This is a genomic window from Streptomyces sp. NPDC050439 (assembly GCF_040655335.1).
In the GTDB taxonomy this organism is placed as follows: domain Bacteria; phylum Actinomycetota; class Actinomycetes; order Streptomycetales; family Streptomycetaceae; genus Streptomyces.
The window spans coordinates 325670-340790 of sequence record NZ_JBFAJT010000003.1; the positions used below are offsets into that span (position 1 = coordinate 325670).

Annotated in this window: 13 protein-coding genes; 4 read left to right on the top strand and 9 right to left on the bottom strand. The window is 69.2% G+C overall.

Going from position 1 to position 15121, the window contains the following annotated elements; translation table 11 throughout:
* Positions 1-17 precede the first annotated feature (17 nt).
* The gene (locus AB0I66_RS14490) at positions 18-3107 is read right to left on the bottom strand and encodes an endo-alpha-N-acetylgalactosaminidase family protein (RefSeq protein WP_363208163.1); all 3090 of its coding nucleotides are present in this window, start codon (positions 3105-3107) and stop codon (positions 18-20) included.
* A gap of 155 nt (positions 3108-3262) precedes the next feature.
* Positions 3263-4060 carry a serine protease gene (locus AB0I66_RS14495; protein ID WP_363208164.1) on the bottom strand — a complete coding sequence of 266 codons (798 nt, stop codon included), beginning with the start codon at positions 4058-4060 and terminating at the stop codon, positions 3263-3265.
* A gap of 224 nt (positions 4061-4284) precedes the next feature.
* On the opposite strand from AB0I66_RS14495, the gene AB0I66_RS14500 reads away from it, so the two are divergent.
* Entirely contained in the window at positions 4285-5193 is a 909-nt protein-coding gene (locus AB0I66_RS14500; protein ID WP_363208165.1) for a hypothetical protein, read from the top strand.
* A 26-nt stretch (positions 5194-5219) separates the two neighbouring features.
* Here AB0I66_RS14500 and AB0I66_RS14505 read toward each other — a convergent pair whose 3' ends face one another.
* The 3 genes from AB0I66_RS14505 to AB0I66_RS14515 all read right to left on the bottom strand — a co-directional run bounded on the left by AB0I66_RS14505 (position 5220) and on the right by AB0I66_RS14515 (position 8090).
* Positions 5220-6077: a pentapeptide repeat-containing protein gene (locus tag AB0I66_RS14505; RefSeq protein WP_363208166.1), complete on the bottom strand. Its 858-nt coding sequence runs from the start codon at positions 6075-6077 to the stop codon at positions 5220-5222.
* A gap of 62 nt (positions 6078-6139) precedes the next feature.
* Entirely contained in the window at positions 6140-7792 is a 1653-nt protein-coding gene (locus AB0I66_RS14510) for a DEAD/DEAH box helicase (RefSeq protein ID WP_363208167.1), read from the bottom strand.
* A 94-nt stretch (positions 7793-7886) separates the two neighbouring features.
* Positions 7887-8090 (bottom strand): cold-shock protein, encoded by a 204-nt coding sequence (locus AB0I66_RS14515; RefSeq protein ID WP_037661310.1) that lies wholly within the window; start codon positions 8088-8090, stop codon positions 7887-7889.
* Positions 8091-8415: 325 nt separating this feature from the next.
* Between AB0I66_RS14515 and AB0I66_RS14520 the strand changes: the two genes are divergently transcribed.
* Positions 8416-9363, top strand: coding sequence for a tyrosine-protein phosphatase (locus AB0I66_RS14520; RefSeq protein WP_363208168.1), 948 nt, complete (start codon positions 8416-8418; stop codon positions 9361-9363).
* A gap of 28 nt (positions 9364-9391) precedes the next feature.
* Here the strand turns inward: AB0I66_RS14520 and AB0I66_RS14525 are convergent, their stop codons facing one another.
* Positions 9392-10117, bottom strand: coding sequence for a VWA domain-containing protein (locus AB0I66_RS14525; RefSeq protein WP_363208169.1), 726 nt, complete (start codon positions 10115-10117; stop codon positions 9392-9394).
* Between the two features lie 47 nt (positions 10118-10164).
* Between AB0I66_RS14525 and AB0I66_RS14530 the strand changes: the two genes are divergently transcribed.
* Positions 10165-10896: a glucose 1-dehydrogenase gene (locus tag AB0I66_RS14530; RefSeq protein ID WP_363208672.1), complete on the top strand. Its 732-nt coding sequence runs from the start codon at positions 10165-10167 to the stop codon at positions 10894-10896.
* A gap of 54 nt (positions 10897-10950) precedes the next feature.
* Positions 10951-11847, top strand: a complete 897-nt coding sequence (locus AB0I66_RS14535) for a chitosanase (RefSeq protein WP_363208170.1) — start codon at positions 10951-10953, stop codon at positions 11845-11847.
* Positions 11848-11876: 29 nt separating this feature from the next.
* Here the strand turns inward: AB0I66_RS14535 and AB0I66_RS14540 are convergent, their stop codons facing one another.
* Genes AB0I66_RS14540 through AB0I66_RS14550 form a run of 3 tightly spaced genes read right to left on the bottom strand, consistent with a single transcriptional unit; the run spans position 11877 to position 15026 of the window.
* Positions 11877-12710, bottom strand: a complete 834-nt coding sequence (locus tag AB0I66_RS14540) for a carbohydrate ABC transporter permease (RefSeq protein WP_363208171.1) — start codon at positions 12708-12710, stop codon at positions 11877-11879.
* Complete coding sequence (locus tag AB0I66_RS14545) at positions 12707-13684, bottom strand: sugar ABC transporter permease (RefSeq protein ID WP_363208673.1); 978 nt, start codon at positions 13682-13684, stop codon at positions 12707-12709. Before AB0I66_RS14545 ends, AB0I66_RS14540 begins: the two co-directional genes overlap by 4 nt.
* Positions 13685-13724: 40 nt before the next feature.
* On the bottom strand, positions 13725-15026 hold the full coding sequence (locus tag AB0I66_RS14550; RefSeq protein WP_363208172.1) for a sugar ABC transporter substrate-binding protein: 1302 nt from the start codon (positions 15024-15026) through the stop codon (positions 13725-13727).
* Between the last annotated feature and the right edge of the window lie 95 nt (positions 15027-15121).

The window sequence follows — 15121 nt, forward strand, 5'->3', positions numbered from 1 at the left end:
GCCCGCCCGGCGGAGCATCAGGCCTCCCGTACCTCGAAGGCGTCCAGCGCGAACTCGGCGGTCCCGTCGTCCCCGGTCTTGCGCAGCCCGACCCACGCCTCGCCCTTCGCGGGGGCCGTGAACTCGTAGGTCAGGACGGTGGGTGCGGTCGCGACGGGCAGCTCCTTGCGGTCGAGTTCACGGGTTCCGGGCTCGTCGACGGCGGTGATCCACGCGTACTGCCCCGCCTTCTCGTTCTCGTACCGGAACGAGACGCGGTAGCGCTTGCCCGCCTCGAAGCGGACGGTGTGCGGGACGGTGCGGTAGACGAGCCCGGCGTTCTCGCCGCGTGACTTGAGGGACTGCGAGCCGTCGATGACGTCATCGATGGCCTTGCCGTTCCAGCCGCGCTGCGTGTAGGGGGCGTGCCGTTGCGCGATGTGCGTGCGCGGATCGGTGACGTTCCCCGCGTCGCCCTTCACGAACGGTCCCCAGCCCTGCGGCACGTGCTCGAAGTCCTCGCTGACGAGGCTGCCCTCTCCGGGGGCGCCGCCTCGCGTGGTGGAGACGATCCGTACGTTGTCGAAGCGCACGCGCGCGTGGCCCGCGTCGGCCCGCAGGGTCAGCTCGGCCGAACCGCCGCCCTCGGGGACGGTGAAGGGCACGGACATCCGCTGGAAGCGGGTGCCGTGCTTGCGGTCGGCCGCCACGTAGTTGCCCGCGGTGGAGGTCCGCGTCCAGTTGGCGGCGGTGACACCGTCGGCGGTGCGCACTTCGAGGGCGGCCTTGCGCTCGTCGCCCGCCTTCTCCCCGACCTCGACCTGCACGGAGGCCACGTACGCTCCCGCCTTCAGGCGGCGCAGCCGCTGGCCGACGGCTGCCTTGCCGCCCGGGGCGACGACGAGTTCGTGGTCACCGAGTTTGCTGAGCACGACGGAGGCGGGCCCGGAGACCTTCCACCCCCGCAGTGACCCGGAGTTGAAGCCGGGGTCGTGCAGAGGGGTGGCCTGCCCCCAGCCGGGGTCGGGCAGCGCGGCGGCGCGGCGGCGGTAGAGGACGTAGGGCTGCTTGGCCTTGGCATCGAGGGTGACCTTGCCGCCGCGCACCGGGACATCGGCGACGAAGACCCGCCCCTGGTCGGTGAGCCGGTACAGCGCGACCTTCGAGAGCCCGGCCCAGCCGCGCGGCAGCCGCCAACTCCCCTTACCGCCCTTGGGGTTGTAGTGGTAGAGCTTGCCGGGGTCGGTGGCCTTGCGGGGTTCCCAGGGCAGCAGATAGCTGCCCCCGTCATAGACGACACGGCCGTCGGTCACGATCCGACGGGTGCCGTCGGCGTCGGAGACCGTCGTCCCGCCCTCCCCGAAGAAACTGACCTCGTGCTCGCCCCAGGACTTGATGGGATAAGCCTGGAGATACTTGGCGGGCAGCGAGTCCGTCCAGATCAGATCGTAGAAATACGACCAGTCCGTCTTGCCGACCCATCCCTCGAAATTGCCCATGCGGGCAATTCCCAGAAGGGTCGGCCATTTGTCGGCGAACACGTCCTTCTGGTGGTTCCGGATGAAGCGGATGAGCCGCGAGTTGATTCCTCGGGAGGTGTCGGGGCCGTAATCCGGTTCCGTCGCCCAGTGCGACCAGACGGACGACCGCTCGAAGCCGTGCCCCCATTCGCTGGTGACGATCCAGCCCTGCTGGCGCAGGGCGCGCTGCAGCCGGTCGGACGTCCACCCCGACTCACGGAACACGTCGATGTAGAGGGCGTTGAGCGCGCCGTCGGCCTCGTCGCGCAGGTCGGCGAAGCGCTTGACGATGTCGCCGGAGACCAGGTCCCTGCGCTGGTCGATGCGGTAGCTCTGATCAAGCCAGTCCCACTGCTCGTTCGCCTTGTCGACGAGTTTCTCGGAGAAGGCGTTCGCGACGGGATAGGACTCCGTGGCGTTCACATGCACACTGAAGTCGCTGTTCCACTTCTTGCCCTCCCTGACGAGGGTGTTGAGGTCGTCGAGGCCGCCCGCACGCGTGTTGTAGTTGCCCGCGTAATCGGGGTGCGCGGAGTCGTGCCCCTCGGACTGATAGCCCTTGAGCAGCGTGTACTGGCGCAGCCCGTCCGTCGCCAGATGGATCCGTTTGACGTTGTCGAGGGTCATCAGGAACGGGTTCGTCGCCTGCGAGGCGAAGTTGAACGGAATGTGCGGGACGACACGCAGATGCTGCTCGTCCGCGCCCAGCGGCTTCACCATGATGTCGCGGAACGCGATGGCGGCGTCCTGCCAGTCGACCTTGCCGTCGCCGTTGCGGTCACCGGTGATGACGACGGTGGCGTACGGCAGGGGCTCGGTGTCGCCGACGGCGGCGGTCGCCGCGCGGTGCGTCCACTGGCCGGGGGTCAGCCTGGCCTCCACGTACCCGCTCTTCCTGACGGTCTCCCGCCAGAGGCGGCCGTTGTCCCAGGTCGTCCCGGCCTCGGTGGTGGGCTTGTCGTAGACGGTGTTGGTCTCGACGGCGCCGCCCAGCGTGTCGTGCGCGACGACGGCGTACGCGCATCCGGTGGCCGCCTCGGCGGCGGTGCCCGAGGCCGGCTTGACCTCGGTGTCCCCGCTCTTGGCCTTGTCGAGCTGGACCTTGGCGGCGAGCAGGGTGGCGCCCGGCTGATCGCTGCGTACGGCGAGCAGGGCGAGCCCGGGGATGCGCAGCGTGCCCACGCGCAGCGCGTCGGTGTCGTCGATCTCCGTCACCCGCCACCGCACCTGGCGCCCCTTGACGACGATCTCGACGGTGAGGGTGGTCCCGCCGCCGAGCGCGAGGACGTACTCGGCCCGGTCGCCCCCGTCGCCGGTGAAGGTCACCTCCGGGGTGTGCGTCACGTCGTCCACCAGGAGCGTGGTGACGGCCTCCGACTGCGCGTGCAGGACCGCCTTGGAGGCGCGGTCCGTGTACGAGACGACGCGGGGGAAGTCGGTGGCGACGCGTACCTCCAGGTCGGCGGAGCGCAGGACGGCTTCGCGCGCCGCGGCCGGCTTCGCAAGAGCGGTCCCGCCCCCGAGGCCGACGGCGGCACCGACCCCGGCCAGCGCGCCCGTGGCGACTACGGCTCTGCGGCTCGGTCCGGACGTGTCTGACGGCTGCATGGCACCCCTCCGTGGGACGGAATTCGGTGCGGTCACCCTGCGCCGGAAGGGGCTTGCGGGCCCATGGACAAAGGAGAGTCAGGACTTGGACTCTCCCGCACAGCAAGAACGCGGGGCCCGACCAGCACTGGTCGGACCCCGCGTCCGGCGGAACCTCAGAGTTCCGATGCCGCCTTCTCTATGTCACCGGCGAACGTCGACACCTCGGTGTAGACCCCGGGGAACTTGGGCTGCGCGCACCCGTTGCCCCAGCTGACGATGCCGACCTGGATGTACTCACCGGCCTCGTCCTTGCGGAACATGGGGCCGCCGGAGTCACCCTGGCAGGTGTCCACGCCGCCCTCCGCCAGCTTCCCGGCGCAGAGCTCCTCACCGGGGGTGAGGTCGGCGCCGTACGCGGCCTCGCAGTCCGCGTCGCTCACGAAGGGGACCTTCGCCTTGAGGAGATGACGCTGCTGCTGGCCACCTTCCTTGTCGGCACCCCAGCCGGCGATGTCGAACTCGCCCTCGTTGTACTTGGTGTCCTTGGCGATCTTCAGCGTGGGCTGGTCGATCGGCTTCGCCAGCTTGATGAGCGCCCAGTCCTTGCCCTTGCCGTCGTAACCCGGCGCCTGCAGGACCTTCGTGGACTTCACCTTGATGGCGTCCGGGCTCTCCAGGTCCACGACACCACCGGTCGCGGTGATGCTCGTGTTGTCACCGGAGCCGTCCACGCAGTGGGCGGCGGTCAGCACGACGTCCTGGGCGTACAGCGCGCCGCCGCAGCCCATCGACAGACGGACCATGAACGGGAATTCACCCTGCTCGGCGGGGGTGCCGCCGACCACGCGCTCGCCCGGGGTGGGGCCCGGGTGCGGGGCCGCGGAGGCGGCGAAGGGCTGCAGGCTGACGGCGGCGAGGGCGATGGCACCGAGGGTGGCGGCTCTCTTGACTCCACGCAGCTTGGTGTTCAACGGGTACTCCTTCGTGGGGGGTTCGTGGGGGGTTTCGTGGGGGGTTGCCCGCGACGGCGGAAATGGCATGAGCCCGCCAAAGCGTTGTTGCGGATTATGGAGATCGGTGTCCGCATAGAGCAAGGGGCGGTTTTCGGCCAGCGCCTTCCGCGTCACCTGGTTCCACCGGCGGGGACCCGCCTTACAGTGGAGGCGAGTTGAGGACGTCTCCAGGGGGTGCCGGCATGACGGACGGCGGGCCGGTGGTGCACGGATACCCCCACCTGGACACGGTGCGCTCCGCGATCACCGCGCTCTACAGACGCCTGTCGTACGACACCGTCCACACCTTCGGCACCAGCGTCGCCCCCGCCGACGTCGCCTTCTCCGACCAGGACGACCTGCATCTGGGCGTGCAGCGCGTGGCCCGCGAGATGGTGCGTCACCTGCGGCTTCCGGACGCCCGCGTGATCGTCAGCTTCCGCGGGATGGAACACGCGGCGAACGTCGAACTCACCGCCGGGCCGGAGTACTTCATCGAACTCAACGACCGGTTCCGCACGCACCGCAGGGACATCGGCGCGGCGCTCGCCCACGAGATCATGCACGTGTATCTGCACCGGCTTGATCTGGTGTTCCCCGGCACGCGCGACAACGAGATCCTCACGGACACCGCCACCACGTATCTGGGGGCGGGGTGGCTCCTTCTGGACGCCTACCGGGAGGACGGCGCCTCGTCCCAGAAGCTCGGCTATCTCACGCCGGAGGAGTTCGGGTACGTCCTGGCCAAGCGGGCCATCGCCTTCGGTGAGGCACCGGAGACGTGGTTCACCAGCGCGCAGGCGTACACCGCCTATACGAAGGGCCTCGAACAGGCCCGGCGCGACGAACAGCAGCCACCGCTGACGGCCGCGGGATGGGCGGGGCGGCGGCGGTACGCGAAGGACCGGCGGCATGCGCTCGGCTCCGGTGGACCGGGGTCGCCCGCCGGGGGCGGAACGTACTCCTTCTCCCGCGGGTCAGGCGGGGCCGCCGAGCCGCTGCGGGTGTCGTTCCCCTGCCCCACGTGTCAGCAGCGGATCCGGTTGCCCGCCCGGGGGCGGATGCGGGCGCGGTGCACCTTGTGCCGGACGGTGCTTGAGTGCGATACGTGAAGCCCTGAGCTCAGGCCGGGGTTGACCTAGCCCCAGTGCGCGGGACGGGCCAGGGCCGGCGGGAGCTTCGTCTCCGCGTCGCCCTTCGCCGCGTTCACCTGCGACTGCGTCAGGAAGATGCTGCCGGTGAGGTCCGCGCCCCGCAGGTCCGCGTCCCGGAAGTCCGCGCCGATCAGATCGGCCTGCCGCAGGTCGGCGCCGCTGAGATCGGCGGCGATGAGGCAGGCGCCGCGGAGGGTGACACCGCGGAGGTCGGCGCCGCGGAGACGGGCGCCGAAGAGGTCGGCTCCCCTGCGGTCCTTCTTCTTCCTGCGGATGTCCGCGCGCACCAGGTCGCTGGTGCGCAGGAGCAGGACGTTGACGTCCGCCCGGTGTGCGGCCACGTCCGTCCCGGCCACGTCGGCCGGGGTGCCCTGGGTGAGGTGCTCGACCTTCTCCAGCGCGCTTTGGAGCTCCGCCCGGAGGGGGCGGGTCTGGGGCAGGGCGATCGCCTCGGTCAAGTACCAGAGCAGTTCGTGCAGTTGGCGCATCACCGGGAGGACGTCGAACATCTGGCGGGCGGTGGAAGGGTCCTGCCGCCAGTCGACGCCGCCGTAGGTGGTCCGGGAGACCTTCTGACCGGCACCGAAGCAGTCGTAGACCGTGCAGCCCGAGTAGCCCTTCGGGCGCAGCTTGTCGTGGATGCCGCAGCGGAAGTCCTGCCGGAGGTTGGCGCAGGGGGTGCCGGCCGCCTTGTCGACGGGAAAGTCCGACGACTTGGAGAAGGTGAGGGCCACGCAGCAGAGCCCGAAGCAACTCGCGCAGTCGGCACGCAGATCCTGCCGGTCATCGCCCTCCACGACGGGCAGGAGCTGACGCCGGGGATGCTTCTCGTCGTCAGTCATCAGATCCTCCCACCAGAGAGCCCGCCCCGGCAGGGGGCCAAGCCCCCCGCCAGGGTCACGCGCTACGCCGCCTTGCGCCCCGCGCCCCCGGAGGGACGGCCACCGCGCCGGGCACGGCCGCCACCGGCCCCGCCACCGGCGGAGGGACGGCCCCCACCGGCGGACGGCCTGCCGCCCTGGGACTGGGACCGCGGCTGGGACTGCGACCGGGACTGACCCTGACCGCCCTGGGACTGCGACTGCCCCTGCCCCTGGGGGCGCGAGCGGCGCTGGCCCTGGCCTCCCCCGCCCTGCCCGGCGGGACGCCCGCGCCGGGCCCGCTGCGGCGAGGCCTGCTGCTGCTGCGGAACCTCGATCACCACCGGCACCCCGGAAGGCTCGCGCGCCCCGGTGATACGGGAGAGTTCCTCGTCCGTGGACTTCACCCGCGCCGTCATCGGGTTGATCTCCGCGTCGGACATCAGACGCGTCATCTCCCGCTTCTCGTCCGGCAGGACGAGCGTGACGACACTGCCGGACTCACCGGCACGCGCGGTGCGCCCACCGCGGTGGAGGTAGTCCTTGTGGTCGGTGGGCGGGTCGACGTTCACGACGAGGTCGAGGTCGTCGACGTGGATGCCACGGGCCGCCACGTTCGTGGCGACGAGCGCCGTGACCTGCCCGGTCTTGAACTGGTCCAGGGTCCGGTTGCGCTGCGGTTGCGAGCGGCCGCCGTGCAGCCCGGAGGCCCGTACACCGTTGGCGAGCAGCCGCTTGGTGAAGCGGTCCACCGCGCGCTTGGTGTCCAGGAACATGATCACGCGGCCCTCACGGGCGGCGATGCGCAGGGCGACGGCCTTCTTGTCGGTCTCGTCCTGCACGTACAGGACGTGGTGTTCCATCGTCGTGACCGCGCCCGCGGACGGGTCGACCGAGTGGACGACCGGGTCGGTGAGGAACATCCGGACCAGGCGGTCGATGTTCTTGTCGAGCGTGGCGGAGAAGAGCATCGTCTGACCGCCCTGCTCCACCTGCTTCAGGAGCGCGGTGACCTGCGGCATGAAGCCCATGTCGGCCATCTGGTCGGCCTCGTCGAGGACCGTCGTGCGCACCTGCGAGAGATCGGCGTCGCCGCGCTCGATGAGGTCCTTGAGACGGCCGGGCGTCGCCACCATGATCTCGGCGCCGCGACGGAGCGTCCCCGCCTGCTTGGTGATGGACAGGCCGCCGACGACCGTCGACATGCGCAGGTTCACGGACGTCGCGTACGGCGTCAGGGCGTCGGTCACCTGCTGCGCGAGCTCACGCGTGGGGACCAGGACCAGGGCGAGGGGCGAGCGCGGCTCGGCGCGGCGGCCCGCGGTGCGGGCGAGCAGCGCGAGGCCGAAGGCGAGGGTCTTGCCGGAGCCGGTGCGGCCACGGCCCAGGATGTCGCGGCCCGCGAGGGAGTTGGGGAGCGTGGCTGCCTGGATCGGGAAGGGCTCGGTCACGCCCTGCGCGGCCAGCGTCTTCAGGAGGGCCTCGGGCATGTCCAGGTCGGCGAACGCCTCGACCGCGGGCAGCGCGGGCTCAATGCTCTCGGGCAGCGCGAATTCACCGCCGACGGGCCTCGGCTTGGCGCGGCCCGGCTTCTTCGCGGCGCCCTTCGCCTGGCCGCCGCCGGCCACCGGGGCCTTTCCGCGTGCGTTCGTGGAGCGCCTGCGGGCAGGACGCGCAGGGCGTTCGGAGCGATTCATACGGAAATGCCTTCCTGGACCTGGTGACAGCACAAGCCGGGACCCGCACCTTTCTGGTGCGGGCCCCGGCTATGAGGTTCGCGTGCTACGACGATCAGGCGGGAACGATGTTCTCGGCCTGCAGGCCCTTCTGGCCCTGCGTGACGTCGAAGGAGACCTTCTGGCCCTCGAGGAGCTCACGGAAGCCCGAGGACGCGATGTTCGAGTAGTGGGCGAAGACGTCGGGGCCGCCGCCGTCCTGCTCGATGAAGCCGAAGCCCTTTTCCGAGTTGAACCACTTAACGGTGCCGGTTGCCATGTCAATCTCCTCAACAGGGGCAGAGTAAGGAAAACCACGGAATTGTGGATTCCAAGCGCTGCAATGACCCCCATCCCGGAGAGAACCGGAAAAAAACAATAGTGCGCCTTCGGAGCATTCCCGTCAGGCGCACATAAAGTTCATGGGTACCAAAACTGCGACGCATAAGCCTAACACGGACGAGGGACCCCCCGTCCGCCCCGGGTCGCGAGATACCTGCCACGCACATCTTCCTCCTTCACGGGCACCCCGCTACCTTCTACCAAACAATCGCTTGGTTGAGCGACGTGTGGCCATGGCGACCGCTACCGAGGAAGGCGGCCCGATGCGCATCTCCCGAACCCGTACGGCAGTCGGAGCGGCGGTCTGCGCGCTCGCGCTGAGCACCCTGCCCGCGTGGGCGGCCCACGCGGGTCCGGCCGCACCCGAGCGCGGCACGGCCCGGCACGCCCCGCACCACCCCGGGCCCGCGTACGACGGCGTGCGCCAGATCCCCCTCCAAGGCGCCGTCAACGTACGAGACCTGGGTGGCTATCGCACCTACGACGGCGAGCGGGTCCGTCACGGCCAGGTCTTCCGCGCCGACGCCCTCACGAAGCTCACCGACACCGACGTCGCCACCCTCGCCGGGCTCCGCCTGAAGAAGGTCGTCGACTTCCGGGTGCCCGCCGAGGTCCAGTACGACGGACCCGACCGGTTGCCCGCCGGACTCTCCCCCACGGCCCGCCCCGTCAGCGACAACGGCCTCTTCACGACCCTGATGACCGTGATCGGCTCCCGGGACCCGGTCAAGCAGGAGGAAATGCTGGGCAACGGCAGGGCGGACGCCTTCATGCGCGACGTCTACCGCACCTTCGTCACCGACGGCCCCAACCGCGCGCAATTCGCGGCGACCCTGCGCGACATCGCGCAGGGCGGCAAGGCGTCACCGCTGCTCTTCCACTGCACGGCAGGCAAGGACCGCACCGGCTGGACCAGCTATCTGCTGCTGCGTGCCGTCGGCGTCCCCGAGCAGACCGTCGTACGCGACTTCCTGGCGTCCAACACCTACCGCGCCGCGTACGACGCCAAGGTGCGCGAGGGCCTGAAGCAGGGCGGTCTGATGCAGAACCCCGATCTGCTCATCCCGCTGCAAGAGGTCCGCACCGGCTATCTGGAGGCAGCACTGACCGAGGTGAAGAAGGAGTACGGCAGCCTCAACGGCTATCTGCGGAAGGGACTTGGGCTTGATGCGCGGACGATGCTCGCGCTGCGGCAGCGCATGGTCGGCTAAAGCAATCGGCGGGCGGGCGCCGCGGGGATCAGGTGGTCACGATCCCCTGCGCCCGCGCCGCCGCGAGCCAGGCCGGGAACTCTCCCACCAACTGGTCGTACAGCCGGTCGTCCGGGACGGTGCGCGGGTCGTGCCCCGCGTGGAAGAAGCCCGCGTTGTCGACGGCGCGCTTGGCGGGGACGGCGAGTTCGTCGAGTTTGCGGAGGTAGTCGAACTGCTTGCTCTTCGCGTCCCCGAAGCCGATGAACTGCCAGAACAGCGGCAGCCTCGACGCCTTGCACAGATACCGCTCGGCGGCGAGCTTGTTGATGGGGCCGCCGTCGGTCTGGAAGACGACCAGGGCGGGCGCGGTGGAACCGCTGTCGACGTAGTGGTCGATCACGGCGTCCATCGCCAGGTGATAGCTGGTCTTGCCCATGTGACCGAGCCCGGCGACGATCTCGTCGACGCGCCCGTGGTGGCGGCCGAGGGCGATCTCCGTGACGGCGTCGACGTCCGTGGAGAAGAAGACCGTGGGCACGGTGCCGTCGTCGTCGAAGTGCGCGGACAGGCCGAGGACGCGGTCGGCGAGTGCCTGGACGGTGCCGTCCTTGTAGTACGGCTTCATGGAGCCGGAGTAGTCGACGACGAGGTAGACGGCGGCGCGTTCGCCTTGCAGACCGTGCTTGTCGAGGCTGGCCCCGGCGGTCTTGTAGAGGTTCACGAGGGCGGGCGCCGCCTCTTCCACCTTGCTCAGGCTGATCGCCGGTCCCATGTGCGGCCCCATTCTCTCGGCTACGGTCCGCTCCTGGCGGCGACGTGATCTCTTACGGGCTTGAGGGCAAGACGGTACTCATCACCGGTGCGGGCCGTGGGCAGGGGGCCGCCGAGGCGCGGCTCTTCGCGGAGGCGGGGGCGCGGGTCGTGGTGACGGATGTCCGCGAGGAGGAGGGGCGGGAGGTCGCCGACTCCCTTGGCGCGCACGGCCTCTTCGTACGTCACGACGTCACGGACGCGGAGAGCTGGGCGGCCGCCGTGGCGGCCGGTCTTGCGGCCTTCGGCCGCCTGGACGCGCTCGTGAACAACGCGGCGCTGTGGCGGACGGCTTCCGTGGAGAAGGAGACGTACGAGAACTTCGACGCGTTGATCCGGGTCAATCTCCTCGGGCCGTTCCTGGGCATCCAGGCGGTGCTGCCCGCGCTGCGGGAGGTGGGGGGCGGGTCGATCGTGAACGTGTCGTCGACGGCGGGGCTGGTGGGGATTCGGGGGCATGCGGCGTACGGGTCCACGAAGTTCGGGCTCCGGGGGCTGACGCGGTCCTCTGCGCTGGACCTCGCCGGGTTCGGGGTGCGGGTCAACTCCGTTCACCCCGGGGCCGTCGACACCCCGATGATCTCCTCGGCGTCCGCCGGCCGTGACTGGTCGCATCTGCCGCTGGGGCGGATGGGCCGCCCCGAGGAGGTGGGAGAGCTGGTCCTCTTCCTCGCCTCTGAGGCGTCCTCGTACATCACGGGGGCGGAGTTCGCGGTGGACGGGGGGTCGACGGCAGGGTAGGGCTGCTGGATCCGGAAGGCGCGCTACCGCGAAACCGCACGTACTCTTGTGCGAATGAAACGTGCAGGCCTCCTCCTTCTCGCCGTCGCCCCGGTCGCCACCGTCGCCGTCTACCTCCTGGGCGGGGACTCGGACAGCGATGCCGCCGCGGGCCCGCACGGGCCCGGCACCCAGCGTCCCTACGACAAGGACAAGTCGGCGGACGAGATCAAGGCCGACGACAAGCTGATCGCGAGCCTGCCTGCGGGCCTCGCGACGCCCCCCAAGAAGGAGCTCGCCCAGAAGCTCGTGACGAGCGCGGAGAACTCCACGTTGAACTGGCGCGGCCAGTACGGCTACATCGAGGACATCGGCGACGGGAACGGCTACACCGCGGGCATCATCGGCTTCTGCACCGGCACCAACGACCTGCTGACCCTCGTAGAGCGCTACACGAAGGATCACCCGGACAACGGCCTGGCCCGCTATCTGCCCGCCCTGCGCAAGGTCGACGGCAGTGATTCGCACGAGGGCCTGGACCCCGGCTTCACCAAGGCGTGGAAGGCGGAGGCACTGAAGCCCGCGTTCCGGAAGGCCCAGGACAGGACGCGTGACCGCGTCTACTTCGATCCGGCGGTGCGCCTGGCCAAGCTCGACGGGCTCGGCACGCTGGGCCAGTTCATCTACTACGACGCGATGGTCCTGCACGGCCCCGGCACCGGGCCGCGCGGCTTTTACGGTCTGCGCGAGGCGGCGCTGAAGGAGGCGAACACGCCCGCGCAGGGCGGCAAGGAGAAGGCCTACCTGGACATCTTCCTCGACGTCCGCACCAAGGCGATGAAGGAGAAGAAGGCCCACCGCGACACGACCCGCGTCGAGACGGCCCAGCGACAGTTCCTCTACGACGGCAATCTGGCCCTGAAGACGCCGCTGACCTGGAAGGTGTACGGGGAGACGTTCAAGGTCCCGTAACCCTGAACGTCCCCCGGCCGGTCAGTCGCTCAGCCCTTCACCGCTCCCGCGGCCAGGCCCGAGCCGAGCTTCCGGTGCACGATCACGAAGAAGATCATCACCGGCACGGTGACCAGCGTGGAGCTGGCCATGACGGGGCCCCAGGCCGTGGAGTTCTCACCGAAGAACTGGTAGATGCCCACGGCGGCCGTGTACTTGTCGCTGCCCTTCATGAACGTGTAAGCGAAGACGAACTCGTTCCACGCCGTGATGAAGGCGAAGATCGAGGTGGCGACGAGTCCGGGCGCCACCAGCGGAAGCAGCACGGAGCGGAACATCCGGAACCAGGACGCCCCGTCGATGTACGCGGCCTCCTCGACCTCCTTCGGCACGGTCTGGACGAAGCCGCGCAGGGTCCAGATCGCGAAGGGCAGCGAGAGCGCGACGTACACGATCGTCAGGCCGAGCAGCGAGTTGAGCATGTCGTAGTCCCGCATCTGGATGAAGAGCGGGATGACGAGCGCCTCGAGCGGCACCATCTGCACTATCAGGACCATGATCAGCACAGAGGTGCGGAACCGGAACTTGAAGCGGGCCACCGCGATGGCCGCGAAGAGCGAGAGCACCCCGGCGGCGAGGATCGTGCCGAAGCCGACGAGCGCCGAGTTCAGCAGGTACGTGCCGAAGTTGCCCTTCTCGAACACGTAGGTGAAGTGCTCGAAGCTGAGGCCGCTCGGCAGCACGTCCGAGCCACGCGTGACGGCCTTCGGGTCGAGTGCCGTGGAGATCATCCAGTACACGGGGAAGAGCGTGAAGAGCAGCAGCGCGGCGACCGCGACGGGCAGGCCGATGCGTGCGGCGGGTGTGGTGCGACGGGCACTCACAGGTCCTCCTCCCCCTGCCGGAACAGCGTGCGGATGTAGACGATCGTGATGGCCAGGAGCAGCAGCGTCAGCAGGACGGCGGCCGCCGCGCCCGTGCCGTAGTCGTTCTTGGCGAACGCCTGGATGTAGGAGAAGACGCCCAGGTTGTAGACCTCTTCGTTGGCGCCGTCACCGCCCGGCATCAGATAGATCTGGGTGAAGACCTTGAAGTCCCAGATGGTGGAGAGGATGGTCACCACGAGGAAGACGGGCTTGATCGTCGGCACGGTGATCTTCCAGAACCGCTGCCAGGCGTTGGCGCCGTCCAGTTCCCCCGCTTCGTAGAGCTCCTTGGGGATCGTCATCAGGCCCGCGAGGACGGTGATGGCGACGAACGGGAAGCCGTGGTGCACGACGTTCAGGGTCGCGATCGCGTAGAACGGCCCCCGCTCGGTGAACCAGTTTGTGGTCTCGGGGTCGATGAGCCCGATCGAGCCCGCGATCTGGCTGACCATGCCGTCCTGCGGCTGGAAGAGCCAGATCCAGACGTACGTCCCGGTGACGGCGGGCATGGCCCACGCCGCCAGGATCGCGATGGAGCAGATCAGCCGCCAGGCGGGGCCGAGGCGGTTGAGCAGCAGCGCGACGAGCGTGCCGAGCGCGACGGTGAGGCCGACGCAGGCGATCGCGAAGAACGCCGTGTTGGGCAGGACCGTCTTCCACAGGAGTCCGCTGCCGAGCAGGTCGGTGTAGTGGTCGAATCCGGTGAACGTGCCCACTCCGCCGCCGAACTTGACGGCGTAGTCCTGCATGGAGAGCTTGCCGACCTGGATCAGCGGCCAGAGCAGCAGGCCCGCGAGGACCAGGAGGGAGGGCGCGAGGAGCAGCCACGGCCGGGCGAGACCGACCAGTTTCTTCTTGCGGAGGGCCGCTTCGTGTTCCGGTCGGGGGGCGGCGGGGCGACGGGTCCCGGTGTCCTGGGGCCCGTCACCCACCAGCGTGTCTTTCACTTTCACGGTGCCGACTCGCCCTTGCCTACTTGTCCTTGGCGAAGATGGCGTCCATGTCCTTGGCGGCCTTGTCCGCCGCGTCCTGGACGGAGGACTTGCCGGTCAGGATCGACTGCACCATGCCGGGGATGACCTTCGACGCCTGGATCTCGCCGTACGCCTTGGTCTTGGGGACGGTCGCGCCGGCCTCCAGCATCTGCTTCGCGAACGGCTCGACGAGCGGGTCCTTCTTGGCCTCGATCTTCTTCAGCTCGGAGTTCTGACCGGGGAAGTAGTTGGTCTCGGCGGCCCACTTGGCCGCGAAGTCACCCGTGGTCAGCATTTTCACGAACTCCCAGGCGAGGTCCTTCTTGTCCGTGTTGAACGTGGACAGGTAGGAGCCGCCCAGGAAGGACTTGCTCATGCCGCCGGTCTGGCCGGGGATCGGCACGGCGCCGAGCTTGCCCTTGAGGTCCGGGTTGGCCTCGACGATGGCCTTGGGGGTCCAGTTGCCGTTGACCGACATCGCGACCTGGCCCTTGCCCCAGGCGTCGCCGACCTCCTTCTCCGTCCAGGTGTTCACCTTGGCCGGGGAGACCTTGTCCTTGGTGGCGAGGCCCGTGTAGAACTCGATGCCCTTGACGGCCTCGGGCGAGTTGATGCCGGACTTCCACGTGCCGCCCTGCTCGGTGGCGAGTTCGCCTCCGGCGCCCCAGATGAAGGGGGTGGCGAACATCTCGGCGCCGCCCGCGACCGGGAAGGGGATCATCCCGGGCTCCTTGTCCTTCAGCGTCTTCGCCGCGGACTGGAGCTCCTTCCAAGTGGTGGGCGCCTTGAGCTTGTGCTTCTCGAAGACGTCCTTGCGGTAGACGATGCTGCGTACGCCCGCGTACCACGGCATGCCGTACTGCTTGCCGTCGAGCGTGCCCGCGTCCTTGAGGCCCTCGACGAGGTCGTCGTTCAGGCCCGACTTCTTGACGTCGTCGGTCACGTCGACGAGGGCGCCGGTCTCGGCGAACTGGGGCACCCAGGTCGTGCCGACCTCGGCCACGTCGGGGACCTGGTCCTCGCCGCCCTCGATGGCGGTGGTGAACTTCTTCTGGGCGGTGGCCCACTGCTGGTACTCGACGTGGATCTTGGCGCCGGTCTTCTTCTGGAACGCCTTCTCGGCCTCCTTGAAGAAGGGCCTGGCGTCGGGGTTGGTCCCCTCCATGATCCAGACGGTGAGCGTCTTGCCCTTGCCGTCCGTCGCCTTGCCGCCGCTGTCGCTCCCGTCATCGCTGCCGCATGCCGTCGCGGTCAGTCCGAGCGTCATGGCGATACCTGCCGCGATGACCCGTCGCTTCATACCGGCCCCCTCATGGGTACGTGCTGTCACTGCGCCGATCCGTTTGTGGGAGCGATTGTGGACACAGGCCCAGGGTGCGGTCTAGACCCATTCGG